We start from the raw sequence: 23771 nt of genomic DNA, 5'->3' as shown, positions 1-23771 counted from the left end.
CGAACAATGAGCGGAAACGCAATTCTGCACACGACAAACCGGGAGCACTGTCGCATGTCCCCTTCGACGCCAACCAGCCTGTTCGCCGGTGACTTTTCCGCGCTCCGCGCCCGCTTTCTGGCCGCCGCGCGGCACGCAGGCGCCGATCTCGTCGAATATCTGCACCCACTGCACGGACCGAGTGGCGAGCGCCTGGCAACCGACGTCGCCTATCTCGGGCGCAACGACGCGAAAAAGCTGCTTGTCCTGATCTCGGGCACGCATGGGGTGGAAGGCGCCTTCGGCTCGGCCTGCCAAACCGCCTGGCTGACGCAAAATTCGCCGTGGCAACTTCCCGACGACACCGCCGTCCTTGCGATCCATCTCATCAATCCCTGGGGAACGGCCTGGCAGCGCCGGGTCAACGAGGACAATGTCGATCTCAACCGCAATTTTATCGACTGGCAGAAAGGCACGCCAAAAAACGAGCGTTATGCCGCCCTTCACAATGCGCTGGTCTGCCGCGCCTGGGAAGGTCCGGAGCGAGAGCGGGCGCAAGAAGCCTTCAAGGGCGCCAAGCAGCAGCATGGCGGGTATGTCGGCCTCGCCCCGATCATCGAGGCCGGCCAGTACGATTTCCCGGACGGCCTCTTCTATGGCGGCGACGGCCCCGTCTGGTCCAACCGCACGCTCAACGAGATCCTCTCGACCTTCGCGCAGCAGGCCGAACAGATCGTCGTCTTCGACCTGCATACCGGCGCCGGCCCCTATGGCTTTCCTGCCCTGCTGTCGGTCGCCGAAAGCGAGCATGACGGGCTCGACTGGGGACGGCAGATTTTTGGCCCGGCGCTCTCCGTCGTTGTGACCGGCACGAATGCCAAGACGGATACCGGAATCGCCGCGACGGCGACCGGCTATGTTTCGGCCGCCGTGAGAACCGCCGTGCCGAAGGCGCGCGTCCTGCCGCTGGTCGTCGAATGCGGTACGTTGGACGGCGCCACCGTTTCAGACGCGGTGCAGGCGGACAACTGGCTTCACCTGTTCGGCAAGGTCGACTCGCCGCTGGGGGCAAAGATCAAGCAGGCCTTGGTCGCCGCCTTCATCCCCGAGGATGTCGACTGGCAGGGCACCTGCCTCGCGACGGCGCTGCGTCATTTCGACCGCGCCTTTACCGACCTGAAGGCGGTCGGCGGCGCCGGCGAGGAAAAATCCCTGTCCGCTGCTTCCGCCGTCTCAGTCGTGCGGGACGCGGAAGCGGCAACCCCGCGTGCCAGCCAACGGCCGGCGCTGGAAGTGCAGGACATCCGCAAGCGTTTCGGCCCGCTCACTGTGCTCAACGGTGTCAGCCTGACGGCCCAGCCCGGAGAGGTCGTGTCGATGATCGGCTCTTCCGGCTCCGGCAAGAGCACCTTCCTGCGCTGCCTCAACCTGCTGGAACAGCCGAATGACGGCCGCATTGTCATCGACGGTGAGGAAATCCGATTGAGAAGGGCGGCGGACGGCAACGCCGTTCCAGCGGACATGCGGCAGGTCGAACGCATCCGCTCGCGGGTCGGCATGGTATTCCAGAACTTCAATCTCTGGCCGCACATGACCGTGCTCGAAAACATCGTCGAGGCGCCGCTGCACGTATTGAAAGAAGAGCGGGCGGCAGCCATCGACCACGCTCATGCGCTGCTGAAGAAAGTCGGCCTCTCCGACAAGCACGCCCAATATCCCGGCCAGCTTTCGGGCGGCCAGCAGCAGCGTGCCGCCATCGCCCGCACGCTTGCCATGCGCCCCAAGCTCATCCTGCTCGACGAACCGACCTCCGCGCTCGATCCCGAGCTGGTCGGCGAGGTGCTGCGGGTGATCCGGCACCTGGCCGAAGAAGGAAACAAGATGATCCTCGTGACGCACGAAATGCAGTTCGCGCGCGAGGTCTCGCACAAGATCCTCTTCCTCCATCAGGGAAAGGTGGAGGAAGAGGGTGCCCCGGCGGAGGTTTTCACCAACCCTCGCTCCGAACGCATGCGCCAGTTCCTGGCCCGGACGTTCTGACAGCCCCGCCCTACCCGCTCAACAACGAAGCTCAACATGGGGAACCAAAACATGAAGCTGAAAAGTCTGTTGCTCGCAACGCTCTTTGCCACCGGCCTCACGACGGCGCAGGCCGCGGAGGGCGAATTATCGATTGGAACGGAAGGCGCCTATCCGCCGTGGAGCATGGCCGATGCCGTCGGCAACGTCACGGGCTTCGATGCCGATGTCGGCAACCTGCTCTGCGCCAAGCTGGAGATGAAGTGCCAGTTCGTCGTGCAGGCCTTTGACGGCCTCATTCCGGCGCTGAAGGCCAAGCGTTTCGACATCATCATTTCGGGCATGTCGATCACCGAGGACCGCAAGAAGGAGATCAACTTCTCCATCGGCTATGCCGAACTGGCCAACATGTTCGTCGTCCCAAGAACCTCGTCCCTCGTCGGAATTACCAACCTTAACGACCTTATCAAAGCGCTGGACGGAAAGAAGGTCGGTGTGCAAGCTGGCACGACCCATGCGCACTATCTCGAAAAAAAAGTGCCAAACGCCGATCTAAAAACCTACGACACGCTCGACCAGATGCAGATCGATATTGCCAGCGGCCGTATTGACGCAGCCTTCGCAGATCGATCGGCGCTCGACGATTTTCTGAACAAGCCCGAAGGCACAGAATTTCAGTTGATCGACCTCAACGTTCCCAGTTCGTCCGATCCGACGTTGGGTGAAGGGATTGGCGTTGGAATCGCCCAGGAAAACACCGAGCTGAAGGCTCGCATCGACAGGGCGCTCTGTGAACTCGTCGCCGATGGCTCCATCGGCAAGGCAAGCCAGACCTGGTTCAAGTCGGACATTTCTCGGCCCTGCCAGCAATAACCAACGGGCGTTCCCGGCAATGCTGCCGGGAACGCCGCATCCGACAGGCATGAAGAGTTTGGGCAGGACCGATGGAACTGGGAATTTGGCAGGTATGGGAGGGCGGCTGGATCGCCGCGATCCTGCGCGGTGCGGCGATCACCATCGCCGTCGGCGTCGCGAGCATGGCCGTCGGCATTGTCATCGGCATTGCCTGCGGCCTGACCAAATGGGCGCGGCTTTTTCCGCTGACGCTGGCGGTGGATTTCTACACGTCGATCGTGCGCGGCGTGCCGGAACTCCTGATCATCTATCTTCTCTTCTTTTCCTCCGTCGAATTCGTGGGGCAGATCGCCGCCGCCTTCGGCTATGAGGGGCTGGCCGGCAACGGCTATGCCTTCATCATTGCCGTCATCGCGATTGCAGCCATATCGGGCGCCTACTCCACGGAAGTCGTTCGCGGCGCGCTTGCCGCCATTCCCGGCGGCCATATCGAGGCAGCGCGGGCGCTCGGCATTCCCGGCAGGCGTATATTCCGCCGGATCATCGCGCCGCAGATGCTGCGGATCGCGGTGCCCGGCATGAGCAATGTCTGGCAGACGACGATCAAGGACACCGCCCTCGTCTCCGTCGTCGGCCTGCAGGAATTGATGCGTGCCGCCTTCGTCGGAGCCGGCTCCACCCGCCATCCCTTCATTTTCTACTTCATTGCGGCTGTCGTCTATCTCGTCATCACGCTGGTAAGCCAGGGTGGCTTCGACCGGATCGAGCGCCTTCTACGTCCACGTACGAGGAAATAGGCCATGGATCTCGACCTCATCCGGCTCGCCGTTCCGACCCTTGCCAAGGGATTGTGGCTGACCGCTCTCCTGACACTCACCTCAGTTGCCGTCGGTTTCAACCTCGGGCTCGCGCTCGCGGTCATGCGACTTTCGAAAAATAGGTTCGTCAGTCGTTTCGCCAAGGGCTACAGCACCGTGTTCCGGGGAACGCCGCTGCTCGTCCAGCTCTTCCTCTTCTACTACGGCCTCGGCCAGATTTCCGTCGTGCGCGACAATCCTGCCCTCTGGTGGATCATCGGCGACGGCGTCCATTGCGCCGTGATGGCGCTGGCGCTCAACACCGCTGCCTACACCTCGGAAATCCTGCGCGGCGGCCTCATGTCGATCCCGGGCGGCCTGGTCGAGGCCGCGCAGGCTTGCGGCATGTCGCGGCTCCTGTGTTTTCGTCGGATCACCTTTCCGCTCGCCATCAGGCAGGCCTTGCCGGCCTATGGCAACGAACTCGTGCTCGTCGTCAAGGGAACGAGCCTTGCGTCGACCATCACCGTCCTGGAAATCACCGGCCATGCAAAACGCCTGATGAGCCAGACCTATGCGATCCTGGAGGTCTTCGCCATCGCCGGCGTGCTCTACCTCCTGATCAATCTGGTGCTGATTACCCTCGTCCGGCTGCTGGAAGTCCGTCTTACGCGCTACCTGCCGCGGTAGCGAAATCTCTGAAACGACGGATAATCTTGAAAGGAAAAGACCATGGACGTACGCGCCGCCGTAGCCGTTCAGGCCGGAAAACCGCTTGAAATCATGACCTTGCAGGTCGAAGGCCCGCCCGCCGGCGAGGTGCTGGTCGAGGTGAAGGCGACGGGGATCTGCCACACAGACGAATTCACGCTTTCCGACGCCGATCCGGAAGGCCTCTTTCGGCCATTCTCGGCCATGAAGGGTGCGGGCCTTGTCGTGGATGTCGGCCCGGGCGTCACCTCGGTCAAGAAGGGCGGCCATGTCATTCCGCTCTATACGCCGGAATGCCGCTCCTGCCCGTCCTGCCTCAGCCGCAAGACGAACCTATCGGCTGCGCATACCGCGCCGGCCATGAAGGAGGAGAAGCCCATGCCAAGCATCGCGATACATCCATCCATCGACAGCGGGTTCAAAGCGACGGATGCCGCCTTTTCCGGCGGCGTGCTCGTCTGCAACTGCGCGAGCAACCCGTCAAGGTCCGCATCAAAGGCGACATCGCCCATAACTACGCGTGCGGCTGCATCAAGTGCTGGAAGCCCGAAGGTGCCGTCTTCTCTGTCGTCGCCTCGCCGACAGACAATGTCCAGGTCGTCAAAAACGGCGGCAAGGTCACGGTCGTCGATCCGGCTGCCCTCATCCAGCGTCATGCCCGCACGGAATATGTACGCCCCTGTCGAACGTGACCGTCCGTTCAAGGGCGTGTCCTTCGTGCATCCGGAACGTTTCGAGACCACGTCTGGGCGAAACCGGGATTTGCGGCCTTTGCCTCTTCGATCATCGAGAGCGGCTATGACCCGGCACAGATGGACGGCGTTCGCACGCGGCTGCGGGTTCCACTTACGACTGCCTCAACTCCGCTTTGATGGACTACCTGGCCACCTGGACAGCGAAGAAAAACGGCACCCTTTACGCCGAAACGCCCTGAGCGTCCTGCAATCAGCCTCTCCCTATTTCCCGATGTCATCGACAGGAATTGTCCAATGCACCGTCTGAAACCAGAATTCACCGCCGAAATCCGGGCCATCGTCGGTGACGGAAATTTCAGGGTGGGCGAGGCCGTCGCCATGATCGATTACGGCGTGGCGCCGGAAAATCTTGGCGCCGGCGCCGTCGTCCTTCCAGGCACGACCGAGGAGGTTTCCGCCATTATCAAATGCTGCCGCGCCAACAGTGTGCCCCTCGTCACACATGGCGGGCGAACCGGGCTCGTAGGCGGCGGCCTATCGAAACCGGGCGAACTGGTGCTCTCCACCGCCCGTCTCAATCGCATCCTGCACCTGTGCCCGGTCGAGCGTGTTGCAGTGGTGGAAGCCGGCGTGACGCTGCAAGCGCTGCAAGTGGCGGCCGCGAACCATCGCCTTGAACCGGGGATCGATCTGCCGTCTCGCGGCTCGGCCACCATCGGCGGCATGGCTTCGACCAATGCCGGGGGGATTTCAGCCTTCCGATCCGGTGTCATGCGGCATCGGATTCTGGGACTGGAGGCGGTGCTCGCGGACGGTTCGGTCTATACAGACCTGACCCGGGTCGTGAAAAATGCCGCCGGCTATGATCTGAAGCACCTGTTTGTCGGTGCGGAAGGCACGCTCGGCGTGATAACGCGGATTGCCGTCAAACTCGAACCCCAGCCTTTGACCACCGCGACAGTCCTATTCGGCCTAGCCTCGGTGGATACAGCGCTCCAGACGGTTCGCCGAGGGCTCGAAGCCGAATACGGCCATCTGCGCGCCGCCGAAGCCACCTGGCGCAGCTATTTCCGCTTGACCTCCAGTCACCATCGTTGGTCGGCCCCGGACTACGCCACAGACCACCCAGTCAACCTCCTGATGACGCTTGGCGGCGCGGACGCCGCCGCCTTGCAGTCAGAGCTCGCGCGCATCTATGTGGACATGATTGCCCTTCAGCCCGACACCTCGGCCGTGATCGCGTTTTCGGGCGCGCAGGAGGCAGATCTCTGGCGGCTTCGCGAGGACACGGACCTCATCTATCGGCGGCATCCGGGCGCGCCATCTTATGACGTTTCCATTCCCCTCTCGCAGATAGCGTCCTATCTCGAACGGTGCCTCGCCGATCTGAAGGCGATCGATGCCGCTTTCGATCCCTATGTCTTCGGCCATCTTGCCGACGGAAACCTCCACATCGTTCTCAACAGCACCGGCAGCGACATTTCGGCCGACAAGGCGAGCGCTGTCGAGAAGGCGATCTACCGGGATATCGGAGCGCTGGGCGGGTCCTTTTCTGCCGAACATGGGATCGGCGCTAAGCGGGTGGTGCCGCTATCGGCTCTATCCAACCCGGCGAAACTCACCCTGATGCACCGGATCAAAGACACGCTCGACGCACCGGCGCTCCTCAACCCCGGAAAGGTGCTACAGCCAAGCACCGTCTAGATGGCTGCCAATTCGCGGGGGTCATATCTGGGCATCCACCAGTCCTGCACTGCACCATCGGTCAGGACGGTCGACGCGATAACGAGCCTTCCGTCGACAACACCGCGTGACGACTTCAGGCAGGAGATCTACCCATCCCTCGGGCGCGATGTCAAACTGCCTATTCTCATGGATGTGATCGTCGATTGGCCGCGGGGGCGGCGCTACGCACCGCCGCGGTGCTGGACACTCGTCTTTAGGGAGGCTCGGAACGCCTCGACAAGGCCTTGATATCATCGTTCGCGAGTTATATATTCCGACACATCGGAAGATTTAATATGGAGGCTCACATGCCCGCAATTGCGGAAATGCTGAAGGCGAGCGAGGCCGCCTTTGTCTCACGCGTGAGCCTACGCGACATCAATCGCGTCATCGATGAGCACATCCTGCCAGACGCCTTCGGTGGTATTGGATTCAAAGTGAAACAACCGTAAAGAAAGCCCACGTTTGCAGGAACTCGCCGGAGTTATAATTTTTTCACAAAAACATTATAACAGAGCGCAGTTTTGAGCGACGCTGTGGGTAAATCGCCGGGGAGCTTGCGTTTCCAATGATCCGCCATATCCTACGCTCGCGCAATGTGCGCATAAAGCGGTCGCCTGGCGTCATGGAACACAGGCCGCGTAGCTAGAGCCAGTATCGGTCGGCGAACCGAAAATGCTAATGACAAGTTCTCGCCAAGTCCTCGAAGGATATTCGACATGGACTCCCATGCCGTCATCGAAACGCTGCCCGCAACCGCAGACGAACGAGCCGCACTCATGGAGATAGCCAACCGCTCGTTCGAAAAGGTCGTCGATCGGATCGAACCTGAGAATGAAGCCTGACCCGCAAGCTGTGGGACCCTGTCGATTACATCGACAACCACTTTTTTAAGGAGGGGATGCTGCCGATGACGCTGGGTTTGCCGACTACCTCATAGATGCTTTCCTCGTGCATCATGTTATCGACCTGGCTGTGCGGGGGGCCGATGAGCAGGCAGAACCGTCATCAATTGAATTTAACGACATCCACTTAACCCCGGGAAACCGGAGTTTTATTTTCCCCGCCCAAGCCCCGGCTTGACAATGAAAAGCGAGGTTATAATGTTTCCGCAGGGACATTATAACGAGGCATTTGAAGATGCGGGAAATGGACCTTGTATTCCGCACAATGTTCGCGGAGTTGGCTCAACAGTCTCTCGACGCGCAGTTCCACGCCGACTTCCCGCTCGAGGGCCGCTTCGTCACGGTCCCCGTGAAGGGCAAGGACTACTTCTATTTCGACATGCCTACTCCCGAGGGAAAGGACAAGCGGAGCTATGTCGGGCCCGCTGCCGATTCCGAGATCGCGGCTCGTGTCCAACGACACCGGGACATCAAGGACAACATGCGGGAGCGGCGGCGACTGGTTTCGACGTTGATACGATCGGGTGGCATGTCGGGTCCTGATCGGTTCGCTGGCGATGTGACAAAGGCGCTCGCTGACGCGGGTTTCTTTCGCCTGCGTGGCGTCCTCGTCGGATCGGTCGCCTATGGCTGCTATTCGGGCGTCCTTGGCGTGCGACTGCCGACGACGGCGATGCAGACTGGTGATGCCGACCTGGCAATGGATTTCGCGATTTCGCAGGAGGTCGATGACAGCCTGCCGCCAATCTTGGACATCCTGCACGGGGTGGATCCGTCCTTTCGGGCGGTCCCACATCAGGCCGACAAGGCGCGGGTGACTGCGTTCGTCAACCGGAACAACTACCGGGTGGAATTCCTGACGAGCAACCGGGGTTCGGGTGAATACACGGGCAGGCCCTCGCCCATGCCTGCCCTCGGTGGCGCATCGGCGGAAAACCTCCGGTTCCTCGACTACCTGATCTACGAGCCTGTCAGGACCGTGCTGCTGCATAGGGAGGGCGTGAGCGTGAATGTCCCGGCTCCCGAGAGGTATGCGGTCCACAAGCTTATCGTGGCCTCTAGGCGGCTCACAGACGCACTCGGGAGGGCGAAGCGGGCAAAGGACCTCTTGCAGGCGGCAACGCTCTTCGAGGCCATGCTGCAAACTCGGCAGGGCGTCGCTCTGGCGGACGCATACCAGGAGGCATGGGATCGCGGGCCGTCGTGGCAGGAAGGGCTTGCGGCTGGCCTCGCCCTGATGCCTGCTGATGGGAAGGAAGCTCTTGCGGACGCCCTTGGCGTGAAACCGGAAGAACTCGGCAAGGACTAGGGACATGACAGGGGAAATCGTGCCCACGGGCTTCCCCGGCCTTGCTAGCTTGTGCTGGAACAGGGATGCTGCTCGGCCCATCGATCGGGAGACGGCATGGGCGCTGTATCGGGCGAACTGGCGTTCATCTGGCAAGACGATCTGACGGATGACGAGCGTGCTTTGATCGAACGCCTTGAGGTCGAATTCGGGGATGGAAAACGACTGCTCGGTACGGACCGCCCGCCGCCTGCATTCGCTCGTCGGGTGTCCACGCCGGAGGAAGCGGCCGAAATTCTCGGCATTGACCTCGTGCTGATTGAAAGACGGATAAATGCAGGGATCCTTCCCTACCGAGAGACGGAGGGCAAAATCACGTTCAACTTCTTCCACGTCCTCGAAGCCATGCCAGACTTTGGGTATGCCGGCTGGTTCTCGATGCTTTTCGCCGCTGGCATGGGCATCGGACCGATGTTCTTCGGCGTGCTCGAGCCGATGTATCACTTTAGCAACCCGCCTCTGGGCATCGCCAGCCCGATGCTCGTGGGCGTGGTGAATGCTGAAACGGTCGAGGCTGCGCGCGAAGCCGCCATGGCAGCCACCATCTATCACTGGGGCTTGCATCCGTGGGCGATCTATGCAGTCGTCGGCCTCTCGCTGGCTTTGGCCGCCTACAACAAGGGCATACCTATGTCGGTGCGCTCCGCCTTTTACCCGATTTTCGGCGAACGCGTACGTGGTTGGATCGGCCACATCATCGACATCATGGCCGTCTTCGCGACACTTTTCGGCCTGGCGACCTCGCTCGGCTTCGGCGCCGAACAGGCGCTGGCCGGCTTTAACTTCCTCTAGTCTAAGGAGTTCCGGTGACAGATACGATGAAGGTTCTCCTCATTACCGGGATTACGGCAATTGCGCTGGTTTCGGTCGTCGCGGGACTCGACGCGGGAGTCAAACGACCGCTTCCAGGAAGCAGACCTTGAGTGTGTCGCCCAAATAGACGACGCCAAACCGCCTTCCCGGGTCACGCCGGCGGGGATCACTGAACCGGCTCGGCGTCTTTCCATATCCTAACGCGTCGGGAAAGACGCTCGCATAGATACGTCCAAATCGACGACCGGCAGGAATGGTTTCGATGTCGAGAAGGGAATTCTCGAAACCCGAAGGCGGCTTTATCGCGGTCATTCAGAGAAAATCACCGCGGGCGACACTCTCAGCCGCTGCAACCACTTCATCGTCCTGACCGCGTTTCAGCGCATCGAGAGCCTTCCGGCTATCCAAAGCGCCATGCGGCGTCACAAGGAAGCGATAAACCGCCCATGCACCGCCGAGGATCTCGTGCAGTTTCGGAAGTACGGCATAGGGCCGACCGTCCCGGTCGAGTTGCCATGACGGAAAACGGAAGCCCCGCTTGGCTCCGTCGAGACCAAGAACCTGCCCGTTCTGGCGCTTTGTATTGACCGTGACACGCGAAACGCCGAGCAGGTCCGCGAACGTTTCGGCGCTCAGCATATCATTCTCCGCGAGAATCTCCGCCACCCGACGCCGGCCGCGCTCCCGTGCAGCAGTCAACGCTGCCTGGAGCTCGTCATCCGGCTCTGGCACCTCTTCTACCGGAAAAGCATCCTGATGAGACTGCGGTTCTTCTTCAACAACTGAAATCGTCTGCGCTCCAGCCAGCGGATCCACGACGACACGGAAACTGACCTGATGGCCGGCCTTTCGGCTCAGCTTAATCGCCTTGGCGTATTGCCTGATCAACGCCTTCTCGAAATCTGCCTTCCGGGGTAGCTTCATCGAGAGCGCAATGTTGGAAGAACCGGTTCGGGGCTCGTTGGCAACAGTTTTCGTAGTGGGCATGGTCTTCAGCCTCCTGCGCTACAATTTAGGCAAGATGCAGAAGTTCGTCAAGTTTGTTAAGTTCGTAAATATCCCGCAGCATCCGGGCCGTGCAGGTTCAATTCCTGCCGGCCCACCATACCACCATACTGATCGCCAACGGCCCAACGGCCATCGCTTAGTTTAAAAAGAGCCAGTCAGTGCCAGTCGATGCATTATGCGATCTTTGCAGGGTGCACGCCCGAGTGATCCGGCAACTCGCCAAGGTGAGCTTTTCGGCCTATTGTAGTCTCTGCTTCGGAACGATCGGGCGAATCACAAGACCTTCGGGGTGCCACTGCCGGACAATCTCGCCACCGAACTGACCCTCGATCGTCGTCCTTGCAAGTCTAGTGCCGAACCCCTCTTTTCGGGCCGGCGCTACCGCCGGACCGCCCCGCTCCACCCAAACGAGTTCCAACATGTCGCCGCAGTCTCGGCATTCGACATGCACGTAGCCGGTATCCGTCGAAAGCGCCCCGTATTTCGCGGCGTTTGTCACGAACTCATGTACCACGAGCGCAACGCCGGTCATTGCGTTGGAAGAGATGGGCAGGTCCAACCCGCGCGTCGTCACGCGCGCTCGCCCTTGCGCCGCGTCCCCCTCATACGGCGACAGCAGCGCAGCGAGCGGCGCCTGAAAACTGGCGAGACCCTCGTCTTCCCCGCTGCCGTGCGGCGAGGGCAAGGTAAGCGCATGCGCCCGCGCCAGCGCCCGCAGGCGCGCCGTGACCGCAGAAGCGAGTTCTTCGGCGCTATCTACATTCTTCGCGCTGAGCGCGACGACGCTGCTCGAGACCGAAAACAGGTTCTCCATCCGGTGCGCCATCTCTCGGATGAGCAGGTCCTTTTGCTGCTCACCCTTTTGCGCTCGCTGATGTCGCGGGCGATCTTCGAAGCGCCGATTACCACGCCGTCATCGTGAATCGGCGAAATCCTCAATGAGACCGGAACTAGAGAAACGCTTAAGAGCGAGCCGGAATCGTTCCCCTTCCTCCGCGGCAGCTTCACCGAACAGCGTCATCGACGAGCGGAATTTCAGATCGTCGGGCGAGCCGAAAATCTCTTGGGCGGAACGGTCAGATACCCGAGGACCGCATTGACCGCCAGCGCCAATCTATCGGCAAGCACGGGATGTCGGAGATAAGCCCGAGCCTCCTCGATAGAGCCGATGCCGTAGAAGTTCGCGGTGGGAGACCGTCCAAGCGCACGCAGTTGCGCGAAGATGAACCACATCCAATGGGTTTCTCCAAGGACACCGATACTGGCGCTCAGAATGAGAGTTGCCGCGTCGCTCCCCGTGCGGAGGCCGGAGTTCTGAAGCCGCCAACAGCCGGCGACACCGAAGTGTTCGAGCCCGCTCCTGACGTCGGAAGAACGCCCGTGATCCGCCAAACGAGTTGCCAGAACAACAGTAACGGTCCGACACCCGGTAGGCGATGGCCAATCTTACCTGCCAACTTATTAGCGATTTCGCTCGCCTTCATGCAATGGAGCAGCTTTGCCGCCCGGCCCGCCCGAGCACCTCTAGAAGCCAGACGAGACCGGCATCCATCAGCGCCGCCTTTGGCGCAACTGCCTGGACGCTCCCCACGGGAAGGTCCAGCGGCAACTTTGCAGTGGCAATGGCGAACCGCCCCGCGTGCATCTCAATGAAGCGCTTCGGCAAAACGGAGACCAGCTTGGTTTTCACGACGAGATCGAGCGCCAACATGAAATTTGGCACGGCGAGCGCCACCCGGCGGGAAAGGTTACGGCTTTCGAGCAGTCGATCGACGAGGCCGGTGGGATCGCCCCGGGGCGCGACAAGCAGGTGCTGCATGCGGCAATAGTTTTCGAGCGTCGGGTTTTGCAGGAACGGGTGGCCGATCCGCGCCGCGACCACGAATTCTTCCTCGTAGAGCGTTTGGGCGGCAAAACGGGCCGGCAGCTCGTAAAATGGCGCGACCGCGACATCGATCAGCCGCCCATCGAGGTCGGTAATCGCCGACTCCATCTGCATGTGCCGTACGACGATGTCGATAGCCGGCGCCGTGCGGGCGATTTCGTCAAGCAGCGGTGGCAGGAACACCGAGAAACCGTCGGCAGTGCCGATGGTGAACCGGCGGCGGGAGCGCTCCGGATCGAACGGTTCCGCGCTGGAGACAACGCTTCTCACCCGCGCCAGAATGTCGGCGATCGGCGCCGCCAGCTCCTTGGCGCGCTCACTCGGTACCACACCCTTCGGTGTCTTGAGGAAGAGCGGATCATTGAGCAGCCGGCGCAGGCGGCCGAGACCGTGGCTGACGGCGGAGGCGGAGAGGTTCAGTCGCGCGGCCGCGCGGCCGACATTCCTTTCCTCGAGCACCGTTTCGAACAGCACCAGCAGGTTGAGATCGGCGCCAGAAAGATCGACCTGGTTCAGCATAATCCTGCAATCATATCACTTCATTCAGTATCGGCAACGGCGTATTTCTCTCTGCAATGGGCTAGGCGACGTGGCCTCGCCGCAACTCAAGCGGAGGAAGATATGAACGACTTCAGCTGGTATATCGAATCCCTGACGCTGCGCAGTCTTCAGCCAAGCGAGGCGCAAAGCCCCGCCCCGACCCCGGCAGACCCAGCCTTCAACATGCGGCTGCGCAAAGCGCTTGCGGCGCCGGACGAAGCGGCTGCTGTAATCGCGTTCTGGCGCCAGGCCGGGCCGGCACGCTGGTTTGCCAAGAACGGCGAATTCGATCGCGCGTTTCGCGAACGCTTCCTCGCTGCCCACGAGGCGGCTGCGCGCGGGGAACTTTTTAAGTGGACGGCGTCGCCGGAAAAGACGCTGGCGCTGCTCATTCTCCTCGATCAATTCCCGCGCAATGCCTTTCGCGGCACACCGCGCATGTACGACACGGACTCCCTGGCGCTCGGCATTGCGCGGGCCGCCGTCGACGCCGGCTACGATCTCGAGGGGCCGCCAGATCTGCAACTCTTCTTCTATCTCCCCTTCGGCCATTCTGAAAGCCGCGCCGATCAGGAACGATCGGTCGAGCTTGCCCAGCGCCTGGGCGAGCCGAGCCTTTCCCACGCCAAGCGTCATCGGGACATCATCCACCGCTTCGGCCGCTTCCCGCACCGAAACGAGATACTCGGGCGGACGTTGACAGCGGAGGAGCAGCAGTTTTTGGACGAGGGCGGGTTTGCGGGATGAGCCCTGACAGGCACGCGGGGGAAGTCCCGCCGAAGACGGAAAAGAGCTTTCCCAGTAACGCCGCTCTTTTCCTTGCGCCGGCAGCTGAGCTTTGGTCGCTCTGTTGCAAATGATTCAAGCATCGGGATGTTCGAAGGAGAACTGCTCCGCAAAAGGGATTCATTGAGCCGGCGGCGAGGTCCACTGCAACCGATGTGAACGATGCGGCCGATCCAACTACCAGATGCTTAGTCGCAGCCCGCTAGAGCAACTCATTACGGTCCTTGGTCGCCTTTGCCCGCCGTCTCGTGCCACTCGTATCGTTGTCGTGCCTGCCCTTCGTGCCGGCGCGGCCTGGTCTGTCAATTGCGCCGCCTTCCCTATCCCATTCCTCAAGCGAATTCCTCATACGCGCCGCGGAAGCAGGACCCGGGATATCCACGTCGAAACCTGCCGCGGATGCTTCGCTGATGATTGCATCCAAAAGGTCGGCATCTGAAATATCAAGATCAGGGAAGACGCGCCGCACCGCCCCGAGGGCTTCAGAAGTCGCAAATGGCCGGGCTTCTTTCTGACACGCGCTGAGAAACGCGCTGAGCGCCGAGCGCACCTCAGGCGAAATTTTGCGGGAGTGCTTTCTCATCGTCACCTCCCCGTGCATGATGGCTTGGAATGTAAACGCTGCCTGCGTCCGGATGTTCCTAGTTCCGCGCGACCACCCACTTGATCTTGGCGGCCTGTGGATCAGTTCGACGGAGCCTTCTCGCAGTCCTAACGGCGGACCGAGCCGGCCGATCGGTTCAGTGGGACTCACCTTGTGTTATCCGAATTAACGATACCGAAGACCTTGTTTAAGGCCCACTTGAGGGACACCGATACAACTTGTTGATTTAGCTGAGGCACTCGATCTGGCTTCCCGCCCTCAGAGGACGGCTATTCACCACGAGTTTCGATACAAACGTCTCGCGCCGGTCCGGCGCGGGAACTCGCTTCGTTCGTAATGGCAAGGACACCAAGCTAGCCAAGAACCGGCGCGTGCTGGGAGCCCTAACGAAACAGAACGGCGGGACGTTGGATCCGCGCGTCTGGGCGTCGGGCGAAACAGAGGCACGCTGATTGTGACGCTGTTATTGACGGTATGTTCGAAGTGCGGTTCTTCGTCGAGGCCGACGCGCTCCTCACAGCCGATGCCGAATTGGGCAGATCGGAAATCCCGGAATCGAAGCTCCTACCTGCTTTCGACGCATCGCGTGCGTCCATCCACGATGTCGCACGCAAGGCCTACTGCAGTGGCCGCCGCGATCCCTACACCCGGATGTCCGCTAAGATCAACCACATGCTGATCCGTCACAGCCCCGAGACGCATTAAATACCAGCGGATCGGCAAGCGCGTTGCCAATCTGCTCTTCAGTTTCCTCGCTGTGCAACTCCGCTTCGGGACTCGTTTAGACGAGTCCCGTTGAGCCTGTTGACGGCGGGAAGCCTGCTGACCAGTATCGGCTTCACCATCTCTCTATCCATTGCCGACCTTGCTTTCGACCCGGAGCTTCCGAACTCCGTCAATCTCGGCATCCTCGGTGCCTCCGTCATCTCGGCAGCTCTTAGTTTCCTGTTAACCTGGCAGGTTTCTCCGGGCAGACGTTAATGCAGTTCGCTGTGACGGAGGGTTCATGGCGAAGGCGGTCTCTCGACTATCTGTTCCGCGACCGCCCCCACGGAAAAAGACCAGCACGCGTAGTAAAAGCTCTGAAATGCCCAACGCGCGCAATAAACTCTGAACTGCTCGAAGCGCGCGTTAAATACGGCGGTGGCGCGGGCTTCGCCGATAGGCTCGATCGGAATCCTCGGATGCAAGGGATGTTATCGTCGGCCGCTTCGCTCGGAGTCGACTCGTCGTGCGAAACCTTTCACGCTTTGATCGATAACAAAGACCCGGTCGCCATTGCGCATGTCCGTTAAAGCATGCATGCTGCTAGCTTCAGCAGGCGGATCAAGGGCACTGCTGCTTCGGGGCCTTGGTGTCCTGGCCCCAACGAAAGGAGGACAGCATGTCTTCCGACCTCCACCTTAACAGTACAGCTCGTAATCTCGTCAGCGTCAGCGGGTTTGGATACGGCGCGAACGCTCGGCTTCGGCAGATGCGTGAAGGCGAGCCCGCAGCCGCACCACGCATCAAGCGGTTCAAGTCAGCAGCACCGGGCGCGAGGCTCTCCTTCCTCCGAGTTGGAACGCTTCGTCCTTGCTGACTGGACGCAGGGGGCTGGCGATGCCGACCATTGAAAGTCAACCAACTGAAAATGCAGGAGGACCTGATGGCCAAAGGCCAGGCAAGAAGGGAGCTGAAGCCCATTGAGCAGCAGCAGCGCCTTGACAGACGTATGAGGCTCTCCCGCGACACTCTCTTTGTAACCAACGAGCGAACCCATGGCGACATTTGATTACAGTGCCGGCGCGGGACTATATCCCTGCAAGACGGTAAGAAGAACGAGCCAGCTTCGGTACAAGCGCTTTGATTCAGTTGCTGAAGCCCTTCGCTTTGCGATCGAGGACATGCCGGCATCCATGCTCCGCGGCACCGTTTTGGAGGTCGAGGAGACCCGTTATAATAGCCAGCAGATGCGAACGCTTTACGAAGCCGACGCGTACCCTCTGCCGCGGCGGGACATGTGATGCCACGCCGTCGAGCGGCTCCCGGAATGCCGGTTTGGGGGCATCGACATCTCTGCTGTGGAATGCGAAGGATGAATTCGATTGTCGCGGGTCAGAAATCCGGCTTCGAGCTCGAGCGCCGCGACAGCGCCATTAACCGCTGGTGACCACGGGTGTACGACAAGACGCTTATGAGAGCAGGATGATGTCCGGCCTCTTTTCGCTTTACATTTGGTCAGGCGTGACGGCGAGGAGTTAGCGCCCTCGCCTTATTGATAGATCATCTCGGTCAAGAAAATGCCCGGCTTCTGGGCACCGAGCTATAGCTCCCCCCTAATGGATCGTCGGAGGGGGCTCCTCCAAGATGTCCCGCCTAATGGCGTCCAGCAGGTTGAGTAAACCCACGACCTCGTCGGCCTCCTCGGGGCTGAGCTGCGAGGAGAGCTTGTCGGGGCCAATGACGGCTGGCTCCCCCGTGAAGACGTCGAAGACCGTCCAGGTCCCATCTTGCTCACGCTTCACGCTATATCTTTGATTGTGCATGGGAGTTTTCCGAGTCGATAGTCGGGAACGCACGGGACTCCGCTCGGTTCCCCCGAACTGGTCATAAAGGTCGCCTGAGGGGCCCTTCGATAGCGTACAAAGGTCTGTGAAGCCATTGCGAACTCCCTGATTTTTTGGAATCACTTTGGCAGGCAGGGCCACGACGATGTTTCAGGGCAGCTACTATCGACCAGTAGCTTAAATTCTCGGGCAAATGCTCGGAGGGGCATTCCTCTCACAAGAGAAACCTGTTCCGGCAGGGCGCAGAACAGGTTCGCACTAACCGCAGCTTCAATGCTTTAAGTCTTGTCGACAGCGTTCTTAACTGCGTCCTTTAGCTTTCCCTTGGCTTGCTGGGCACCGCCCTTTGCCTTTTGCGCCGCGCCCTTGGCGCGGAGCGAGTTGTTGTCGGTTGCATCGCCTGCGGCCTGCTTGGCTTTGCCAGCGAGCTCATTGGCCTTGCCGGCCACTTTGTCCTTTGCACTGCCCATGCGGGGTCTCCCGATTTGGAGGACGCGACTTGCGCCCCCACAGGCGCTCGAACGAGCGGCTCGGCGCTTTGTTCCCATTTGATCTGGTCAGGCGACATGCATCAGCACCAGGCTGCGTCCCTCCAACCGTAAGCTTTGGCTTCACCGATATCCTCGCCCTGCACCTGAATCCGAAGTGGTCAGCTCCACGATCAACCTGCGCCTGCGGGTTCGGGAATCTTAAACCCAACCAGCCTATTATCGAATTGAAGAGGATCAGGACTTCTTTCCGCGTGCTGGCACCGAGGGCGCCGGTTGTTGCCGGGCTGTTATGAGGCTTGGTACTGCCGCAAGCCACCCGCTCACGATGCCGTTCCACTCGACACCGCCCGTGAAAACCTCGAACCGGCGCACCGGCTCTTCATCTCTGGATGTAAGCGTAAGCTGTGAAAAACGACATATGTCCAAGCCCTCGTTCGGGTTCAACATCGTCAATCCCTCACTGATCCGGAAGGTGAGGTCAAAACACCGCTTACCCACAAGGACATGTTCCCGTCGATACATTATGCGATCTACGGGACACATAAGGTACATTCTATTTCCAAGTGCGACATGGTAATAAAAACAATGGCTTGCATCTGCGCCGACCGTGGCGGCTCATGAGCACGCTGGCCGTTTTCCGGGCCTTTGCAGACATGCTGTCATGAGGCGGCATCGGACAGCCTCGTCCTACGGGGACCTAACATCTGAACGGCAGCATAGTCGCGCTTTCAAGAAATCTGAAATCCCCTGTCGGACTGGCGAAGCCTCTTTCGTCCTCGGTGCAAGGTCGGCATTTCATGGGAGCTGTCCGTCAATTCACAAGGAGAAGCGAATATGCCTGCCACCGTACGTCTGCACCGTGTTCTGGCAACTAGCCCAGAGAAAGTCTATCGCGCGTTCCTCGAAGCGGACGCGCTCGCGAAACGGCTTCCGCCCAACGGCTTCGCCTGCACTGTGCATCATTTTGAGCCAAGAGTGGGCGGCACGTTCAAAATGTCCTTCCGGAACTTCGCGTTTGACGGCGAATATGTCGAGCTCGTCGCTAGCGAACGCTTGCGCTACACGGACAAGTTCGAGGATACCAACCTGCCCGGCGAGCGGCAGTAAAATTGGATTACAGAAAACCCCCAAATTGTTACTGGAAATCCTAATGCCTTTGTATAGCATTGGCATGCAACGACACATCTTCTAGCAAAGCCATTGCTTGTAGTAGGCTTTGCGGCGGATCGTATTGCCGTGTCCTTGCTCTATGTTTCCAACGTTCAATTAATGCAAAAGCCCTGACCGGAGACGGTCAGGGCACCGCCTTGCGAGTCCATCTGGTCTGTCCCGTGCAGAGAGACAAGTGATTGCGAAGATGCGCCGAAACCCATTCATTAGCTGCCCGTGAAATATTCGGCCGAGTCATGTACAATGCTCGGCGGGAATTCAGGTGGGGACGAACACATGGAGCGCCGGTTATCTGCAATCCTGGCCGCCGATGTGGTCGGCTACTCCGCTTTGATGGAGCGAGACGAAGCAGCGACGTTTGAACGCCTTCGATCGCGACGCACCGAGCTGTTTGAACCAGAGATTGCGAGGCACCATGGGCGTGTCTTCAAGCTCATGGGTGATGGCCTCCTGGCGGAGTTTGGGAGCGTTGTCGACGCTGTCGAATGTGCGGTGTCTCTCCAGCGCGGAATGGCCGAGCGAAATGCTGCCGTCCCCGAGGAGGAAAGGTTTGATGTCCGTATCGGCATCAATATCGGAGAAGTAATCGTTGACGGCGAGGACCGGTACGGTGACGGCGTGAACGTCGCAGCCAGGCTGGAGCAACTCGCCCTTCCAGGCGGAATTTGTGTTTCAGGTAAGGTGGCGAAGGAGGTCGAGAAAAAGCTCGCGTTTGGCTTCGACTCCGCGGGGCGGCAGAAGGTCAAGAACATCGAAGAGCCTATTGACGTCTACCACGTGCGCATCGACGCGCAGCCACGTCGACGCTTTTTGCGCAGGCGCGGGAGTGGACGACTATGGTGGGCACTTGGCGCCCCGGCGGCCATCGTGCTGGCTGTGGGGGCTGCGTGGGTGGCGCTCTATGACCCGCTGACAACGTCTTCTCCTGGCGCGTCCAGTACGATCCCGTCTGTCGCCGTGCTTCCATTCAAGGATCTGAGTGCCGACAAGACCCTAGGTTATTTGGGAGAAGGAGTGGCGAACGATGTCATCGCTATTCTATCGCGCTTTTCTGACATTGCAGTCGTATCGCGAACCTCGTCCTTTGCTTACCAGGGGAAGGAAGGCGATATCCGCCAGATCGGCAAGGAACTGGGCGTTGGCTATGTCGTCGAGGGTAGTGTGCGCAAAGAAGGCGACAGAGTCCGCATTGTTGCGCAGTTGGTCAACGCCAACACGGGGGACCATGTCTGGGCAGACCGCTTCGACAAGGCGGGGACCGATCCATGGGCGCTCCAGGATGAGTTGACCGGCAAGATCGTGGGGGCGATGACGGGGGAATTCGGAGCCATTCGCAAAGCTGACTACAGCCAGGCTTGGGGTAAGGACAGCACCAATCTCGCCGAATACGACTACTACCTGCGCGCCGAAAGCCAATTGAACCTCTACACAAAGGAAGGTCTCGAGCGATCCGGCGAAATTTCACGACAGGGTCTGAAGGTGTTTCCCGGCTCCCCCCTGCTGACCGTGGAGCTGGGGTGGTCTCATTGGCTAAAGGTCGGGCTGCTCTACAGTTCTGACCCGCAGAAAGATCTTCAGGAGGCGGAGCGGCTGGTCAATCAGGTCCTCGCCGACAAGAACTTAAGCCCGCAGGTAACGAGACTGGCAAATTGGCTCAATGCTTGGCTCCTGACGCTCAAGCGGGACCATGATGGCGCTGTTGCGGCAATGAACAAGGCCATCGCGGCCGCACCCTATAATGCCTTCACCCTCACCGATGCAGGAAGTATCTTCCTACAGGCCGGGCAGCCCGAAAAGGCGCTGGAGCTGACAGACACGGCAGCTGCTCGGGACCCGGGGCTGTCTTGGTTCTTTAACTACGTGCGAGGCTTCATCTACATCGTCCTTGGCAAAAACGAAGAGGCCGTCGAGGTGCTCAAGACCACGGAATTTGCCGACGCTCCGTTGCAATTAGCCATCGCCTATATGCGTATTGGGCGCGAGGCAGAGGCCCAAGCTGCCGTGGCGAAGATGCTGAAGTCAGCTCCGACTGCGACGATCCAGTCCTGGCGGCAGGCTTGGAACTTCCGAGACAACTCTATTCTGGATCAGGCATCGGCCGACCTTGCGCGCGCCGGCCTTCCGCCGCAATAGGTAAGAGACGTCAGCATACTAACGAACAGCATTCGCGGCCAAGTGTCTGTTAGCCCTCGCCTTGACCGGATTCGAATCGCGGGCCACTTAAATCTTCCGCACCAGCGCCGGTGGAGGTATCTTTCGTCCTTCGAACAGGCACGCGAATAGCGAAAACCGTGGTTCGTCTGCGCGGGCAATTATGTCTAACGACAGAGCCGGTCGAGTGTTTCGCGAAGAGCGGTCACCGCCACTTCGCGCTCGCCGGTCGACATGAGTTCCGGCTCCGCCTCGATCCTCAAATGGGGCAGCTCGGTTCGAATGGCATTGCAGCCCTTGGCCAGATTCGCGTTGAAGTCGACGACGCGATAAACCGCGACCGGATAGGCTATTCCCCTGATCTGAACACGTCCCATCTCTTCGCAGTGGATCAGGTCCTTTACCTGCGCGAAGGTCTCGTAGGAGATGAGCACGGAGCCGGGGGCGGCTTCCTGTTCAAGCCGGGCGGCCAGGTTTACGGCGCCGCCGATGATCGTATAGTCCATCCGGTCCTCGCTGCCGAAGTTGCCGACCGTGCAGTAGTCAGTGTGAATGCCTATCCGGCAGCGCAGTGGCATCTCTATGCCGACGCTGCGCCAGGTTTCGCCGAGTTCGCCCATCCGCTCCTGCATGGCGAGCGCCATCGAGACACAGGCTATCGCGTCTTCCCTAATGCCGCGTGTTTCGGGATCGCCAAAGAACATCAATATAGCGTCGCCTACGTACTTATCGATCGTAGCGCCGAAGGACAGGGCGATCTTAGACATTTCCGTCAGATACTGGTTGAGGAGCTGTGTCAGTTCCTCGGATTCCATCTTGTCAGTCGTTTCCGTGAATGCCGCGATGTCCGAGAAACAGATCGTCAGCTTCTTTCGCCGGCTTTCGATCCTAACGTCCTGTTGGCCGCTGAAGATCGAGCTATAGACCTGCGGCGCGAGGTATTTGGCAAGTTTGGCGGAGAGCGCCTCGAGGGCTGTCGATTTTTCGGAGAGATCCTGCTCACGGCGCTTGAGCTCCGTGATATCCGAGTAGACCGCAACAGTGCCGCCGCCCGAAATTCGGCGTTCGCTGATCTGGATCCAGCGATCCGGTCCGCGCTGCTGAAGAATGGTTCCGGCCGGATTGCGATGCGCCTCAAGCCGCTCGGCGATCCATTCTTCCTCCCGCCCGATCGCATCCTCTATCAGGCCACGCTCCGCCGCCGCACGTATGATCGCCTCGAAATGGGTTCCGGAAACGACGGCGTCATTCATGCCCGGGTAGAGGATCTCGCGATACCGACTGTTGCAGACAAGGAGCCGATCTTCGCTGTCATAAAGGGCGAAGCCCTCCGATATGCTTTCGATCGCGTCGATAAGACGCTGGCGGGCTTCAGCCACATCGCGCAGGTTCTTCTCCTCGACCTCAATTGCCGTGTCGCGGAATACACGAAGGGCCTTGGCCATACGGCCGATCTCGTCGCTACGGGTCTGCGGTAGCGGAACCCGAAGGTCGCCGGCGGCGATGGCGAGCATGCTATGGCTTAGACCCGCAAGCCGTGCAAGAAGATTACGGTCGACATAAAGCCAGACGATCAGAACCGAACTCAAGAGGCTCAGAAGGGCGGAACCAAGCACGACCCCGGTACCGTAGCGCCGAACCCTTGCGGCTTCCTCGCCTGCCACGGCGATATCGCCTTTGGCCGCCGCGACGAGGCGGTCGACGGCGAGTGTGAGCTTGCGCGACAGCTGATCGTTCTCCGTCACCAGCTTTTCGCCCTCTGCCAGAACCGCGAGCTCTTCGTTGCGCGCGGTCGGGATACTTGTGGGACCGTCGATGAGCGCCTCGAACTCCTCAACGAGCTGCTGGAAACGCTTGCGCAATTGCTCATCGAATTCGGGGGTCACCGCTTCGAGCGTCTCAACCGAACGCCGCAAGGGAAATGAAATCAGCGACAGGTCGCCCGGCGTCGGCGCGACAGCGGCCTGCAGAAGCGTGTCATTGATGGCGGCGATCTCCCGCTGCGCCGTCTGCTGTGGAATGTAGGCAGCGATCGCTCGCGCCAGGTCTCTTGTGGCCGCGGCCGCTGCCTCGGGCGTCGTCGTGGCATCGGCCGTGGTTACCCGCCATCGCGGCACCTTGGAATTCATAACGAGAATACCGGGCGCGACGAGCCGCTGGCTGGCATTCGTCGTCGCCGACAGTCGACGCAGATGTTCTTCCTTGCGTGCAACGGCAGCGAGGCGGGCGGTTACGAGGTCGTCGAGAGCGTCCAAGTTGCCCCTGAGCCCGACCGCCGCGTCTTCGATCTCGCCGACCACCCTCGAAGTCAGCGTCGCTCCCTTTAGCGCAGCCAGCAGCTCTTCGAGCCGCGTCATCTCGCTGCCGATCGCGGCCGAGACCTCGCTGTGCCGTACCCTACTGGTCGAAGCAAGGACGGCCGGCGCGGTGGCGGCGATGCGTTCGGCATGGCGGGAGAGTTCCAGGGACGCGAGCGCGGACGGGGCTCGGCGCTCCGTTACTCGTTCGAGGACCTGACTGAGCTCAAGGAACGCGTATAAGGCGCCTGCAGTCGCAAGCACCGCAAAGGCGCTGATGCCGAAGAAGGCGAACAACAGTCTGCCACGAACGCCGAGACGGTCAAACATCGCGGCACCCCCTAGCTCCGGCTGAGGCGGTCAACACGGTCCGCACGGATTTCTTCTCAAAAGGCGAGCCGCTGCGGTTGAGCGGCCACAGCGCCGTCGCGTCTTCGGACGCA

The 23771-nt window shown here is 60.4% G+C and carries 18 protein-coding genes and 7 pseudogenes; 17 read left to right on the top strand and 8 right to left on the bottom strand.

Features of this window, described 5'->3' with window-relative positions; genetic code table 11:
- Positions 1–54 precede the first annotated feature (54 nt).
- The 11 genes and pseudogenes from AC5J09_RS00350 to AC5J09_RS00300 form a co-directional block, all read left to right on the top strand.
- Entirely contained in the window at positions 55–2019 is a 1965-nt protein-coding gene (locus tag AC5J09_RS00350) for a DUF2817 domain-containing protein (RefSeq protein ID WP_494296532.1), read from the top strand.
- A gap of 51 nt (positions 2020–2070) precedes the next feature.
- The gene (locus tag AC5J09_RS00345; protein ID WP_494296531.1) at positions 2071–2871 is read left to right on the top strand and encodes a transporter substrate-binding domain-containing protein; all 801 of its coding nucleotides are present in this window, start codon (positions 2071–2073) and stop codon (positions 2869–2871) included.
- 71 nt (positions 2872–2942) lie between these two features.
- The gene (locus AC5J09_RS00340; RefSeq protein ID WP_494296530.1) at positions 2943–3650 is read left to right on the top strand and encodes an ABC transporter permease; all 708 of its coding nucleotides are present in this window, start codon (positions 2943–2945) and stop codon (positions 3648–3650) included.
- Between the two features lie 3 nt (positions 3651–3653).
- A complete protein-coding gene (locus tag AC5J09_RS00335) occupies positions 3654–4340 on the top strand; it encodes an ABC transporter permease (protein WP_494296529.1) in 687 nt (228 codons plus the stop codon).
- 42 nt (positions 4341–4382) lie between these two features.
- Positions 4383–4697 (top strand): annotated as a pseudogene (locus AC5J09_RS00330) (alcohol dehydrogenase catalytic domain-containing protein); the annotation flags it as partial.
- Between the two features lie 42 nt (positions 4698–4739).
- Positions 4740–5295, top strand: a pseudogene (locus AC5J09_RS00325) (S-(hydroxymethyl)glutathione synthase).
- Positions 5296–5350: 55 nt separating this feature from the next.
- On the top strand, positions 5351–6760 hold the full coding sequence (locus AC5J09_RS00320) for an FAD-binding oxidoreductase (protein ID WP_494296528.1): 1410 nt from the start codon (positions 5351–5353) through the stop codon (positions 6758–6760).
- Positions 6761–7077: 317 nt separating this feature from the next.
- Positions 7078–7200, top strand: a pseudogene (locus AC5J09_RS00315) (DUF433 domain-containing protein); the annotation flags it as partial.
- Between the two features lie 300 nt (positions 7201–7500).
- On the top strand, positions 7501–7626 hold the full coding sequence (locus AC5J09_RS00310; protein ID WP_494296527.1) for a hypothetical protein: 126 nt from the start codon (positions 7501–7503) through the stop codon (positions 7624–7626).
- A gap of 295 nt (positions 7627–7921) precedes the next feature.
- Positions 7922–8995, top strand: a complete 1074-nt coding sequence (locus AC5J09_RS00305) for a nucleotidyltransferase family protein (RefSeq protein WP_494296526.1) — start codon at positions 7922–7924, stop codon at positions 8993–8995.
- A gap of 378 nt (positions 8996–9373) precedes the next feature.
- A pseudogene (locus AC5J09_RS00300) lies at positions 9374–9933 on the top strand (BCCT family transporter); the annotation flags it as partial.
- Positions 9934–10159: 226 nt separating this feature from the next.
- On the opposite strand, the gene AC5J09_RS00295 reads toward AC5J09_RS00300, so the two are convergent.
- The 4 genes and pseudogenes from AC5J09_RS00295 to AC5J09_RS00280 all read right to left on the bottom strand — a co-directional run bounded on the left by AC5J09_RS00295 (position 10160) and on the right by AC5J09_RS00280 (position 13259).
- Positions 10160–10834, bottom strand: a complete 675-nt coding sequence (locus AC5J09_RS00295; protein ID WP_494296525.1) for an XRE family transcriptional regulator — start codon at positions 10832–10834, stop codon at positions 10160–10162.
- 259 nt (positions 10835–11093) lie between these two features.
- Positions 11094–11669: an HWE histidine kinase domain-containing protein gene (locus AC5J09_RS00290; protein WP_494296524.1), complete on the bottom strand. Its 576-nt coding sequence runs from the start codon at positions 11667–11669 to the stop codon at positions 11094–11096.
- A 99-nt stretch (positions 11670–11768) separates the two neighbouring features.
- A pseudogene (locus tag AC5J09_RS00285) lies at positions 11769–12088 on the bottom strand (DUF1810 family protein).
- A gap of 247 nt (positions 12089–12335) precedes the next feature.
- Complete coding sequence (locus tag AC5J09_RS00280) at positions 12336–13259, bottom strand: LysR family transcriptional regulator (protein WP_494296523.1); 924 nt, start codon at positions 13257–13259, stop codon at positions 12336–12338.
- Between the two features lie 102 nt (positions 13260–13361).
- Between AC5J09_RS00280 and AC5J09_RS00275 the strand changes: the two genes are divergently transcribed.
- Complete coding sequence (locus AC5J09_RS00275; RefSeq protein ID WP_494296522.1) at positions 13362–14027, top strand: DUF924 family protein; 666 nt, start codon at positions 13362–13364, stop codon at positions 14025–14027.
- A 241-nt stretch (positions 14028–14268) separates the two neighbouring features.
- On the opposite strand, the gene AC5J09_RS00270 is transcribed toward AC5J09_RS00275, so the two are convergent.
- Positions 14269–14649, bottom strand: coding sequence for a hypothetical protein (locus AC5J09_RS00270; RefSeq protein WP_494296521.1), 381 nt, complete (start codon positions 14647–14649; stop codon positions 14269–14271).
- 489 nt (positions 14650–15138) lie between these two features.
- Between AC5J09_RS00270 and AC5J09_RS00265 the strand changes: the two are divergent.
- From AC5J09_RS00265 to AC5J09_RS00255, 3 genes and pseudogenes are all read left to right on the top strand, one after another.
- Positions 15139–15375: pseudogene (locus AC5J09_RS00265) on the top strand (DUF1488 family protein); the annotation flags it as partial.
- A gap of 90 nt (positions 15376–15465) precedes the next feature.
- Entirely contained in the window at positions 15466–15651 is a 186-nt protein-coding gene (locus AC5J09_RS00260) for a Na+/H+ antiporter NhaA (RefSeq protein WP_494296520.1), read from the top strand.
- 779 nt (positions 15652–16430) lie between these two features.
- Positions 16431–16676, top strand: a complete 246-nt coding sequence (locus AC5J09_RS00255; RefSeq protein WP_338280341.1) for a hypothetical protein — start codon at positions 16431–16433, stop codon at positions 16674–16676.
- 312 nt (positions 16677–16988) lie between these two features.
- Here AC5J09_RS00255 and AC5J09_RS00250 read toward each other — a convergent pair whose 3' ends face one another.
- Together AC5J09_RS00250 and AC5J09_RS00245 are read right to left on the bottom strand one after the other, a co-directional pair.
- Positions 16989–17198 (bottom strand): hypothetical protein, encoded by a 210-nt coding sequence (locus tag AC5J09_RS00250; protein WP_013851096.1) that lies wholly within the window; start codon positions 17196–17198, stop codon positions 16989–16991.
- A 299-nt stretch (positions 17199–17497) separates the two neighbouring features.
- Positions 17498–17689, bottom strand: coding sequence for a CsbD family protein (locus AC5J09_RS00245; protein ID WP_248447829.1), 192 nt, complete (start codon positions 17687–17689; stop codon positions 17498–17500).
- 855 nt (positions 17690–18544) lie between these two features.
- Here AC5J09_RS00245 and AC5J09_RS00240 point away from each other — a divergent pair.
- Both AC5J09_RS00240 and AC5J09_RS00235 read left to right on the top strand, forming a co-directional pair.
- Positions 18545–18814 (top strand): annotated as a pseudogene (locus AC5J09_RS00240) (SRPBCC domain-containing protein); the annotation flags it as partial.
- A 342-nt stretch (positions 18815–19156) separates the two neighbouring features.
- Positions 19157–21013: an adenylate/guanylate cyclase domain-containing protein gene (locus AC5J09_RS00235; protein ID WP_494296519.1), complete on the top strand. Its 1857-nt coding sequence runs from the start codon at positions 19157–19159 to the stop codon at positions 21011–21013.
- A gap of 185 nt (positions 21014–21198) precedes the next feature.
- Here AC5J09_RS00235 and AC5J09_RS00230 read toward each other — a convergent pair whose 3' ends face one another.
- On the bottom strand, positions 21199–23658 hold the full coding sequence (locus tag AC5J09_RS00230; protein WP_494296518.1) for a PAS-domain containing protein: 2460 nt from the start codon (positions 23656–23658) through the stop codon (positions 21199–21201).
- Between the last annotated feature and the right edge of the window lie 113 nt (positions 23659–23771).

The organism is Sinorhizobium sp., assembly GCF_059070375.1.
The sequence above is the reverse complement of the archived record's forward strand: the minus strand, read 5'-3'. Positions and strand labels throughout refer to the sequence as shown.

Coding starts and splice junctions, on each gene's coding strand:
- AC5J09_RS00310 (WP_494296527.1), top strand. CDS start 7,501: ATGGACTCCCATGCCGTCATCGAAACGCTGCCCGCAACCGCAGACGAA.
- AC5J09_RS00320 (WP_494296528.1), top strand. CDS start 5,351: ATGCACCGTCTGAAACCAGAATTCACCGCCGAAATCCGGGCCATCGTC.
- AC5J09_RS00305 (WP_494296526.1), top strand. CDS start 7,922: ATGCGGGAAATGGACCTTGTATTCCGCACAATGTTCGCGGAGTTGGCT.
- AC5J09_RS00250 (WP_013851096.1), bottom strand. CDS start 17,198: ATGCACAATCAAAGATATAGCGTGAAGCGTGAGCAAGATGGGACCTGG.
- AC5J09_RS00275 (WP_494296522.1), top strand. CDS start 13,362: ATGAACGACTTCAGCTGGTATATCGAATCCCTGACGCTGCGCAGTCTT.
- AC5J09_RS00235 (WP_494296519.1), top strand. CDS start 19,157: ATGGAGCGCCGGTTATCTGCAATCCTGGCCGCCGATGTGGTCGGCTAC.
- AC5J09_RS00280 (WP_494296523.1), bottom strand. CDS start 13,259: ATGCTGAACCAGGTCGATCTTTCTGGCGCCGATCTCAACCTGCTGGTG.
- AC5J09_RS00245 (WP_248447829.1), bottom strand. CDS start 17,689: ATGGGCAGTGCAAAGGACAAAGTGGCCGGCAAGGCCAATGAGCTCGCT.
- AC5J09_RS00345 (WP_494296531.1), top strand. CDS start 2,071: ATGAAGCTGAAAAGTCTGTTGCTCGCAACGCTCTTTGCCACCGGCCTC.
- AC5J09_RS00270 (WP_494296521.1), bottom strand. CDS start 14,649: ATGAGAAAGCACTCCCGCAAAATTTCGCCTGAGGTGCGCTCGGCGCTC.
- AC5J09_RS00230 (WP_494296518.1), bottom strand. CDS start 23,658: ATGTTTGACCGTCTCGGCGTTCGTGGCAGACTGTTGTTCGCCTTCTTC.
- AC5J09_RS00335 (WP_494296529.1), top strand. CDS start 3,654: ATGGATCTCGACCTCATCCGGCTCGCCGTTCCGACCCTTGCCAAGGGA.
- AC5J09_RS00295 (WP_494296525.1), bottom strand. CDS start 10,834: ATGCCCACTACGAAAACTGTTGCCAACGAGCCCCGAACCGGTTCTTCC.
- AC5J09_RS00350 (WP_494296532.1), top strand. CDS start 55: ATGTCCCCTTCGACGCCAACCAGCCTGTTCGCCGGTGACTTTTCCGCG.
- AC5J09_RS00255 (WP_338280341.1), top strand. CDS start 16,431: ATGGCGACATTTGATTACAGTGCCGGCGCGGGACTATATCCCTGCAAG.
- AC5J09_RS00340 (WP_494296530.1), top strand. CDS start 2,943: ATGGAACTGGGAATTTGGCAGGTATGGGAGGGCGGCTGGATCGCCGCG.
- AC5J09_RS00290 (WP_494296524.1), bottom strand. CDS start 11,669: ATGGAGAACCTGTTTTCGGTCTCGAGCAGCGTCGTCGCGCTCAGCGCG.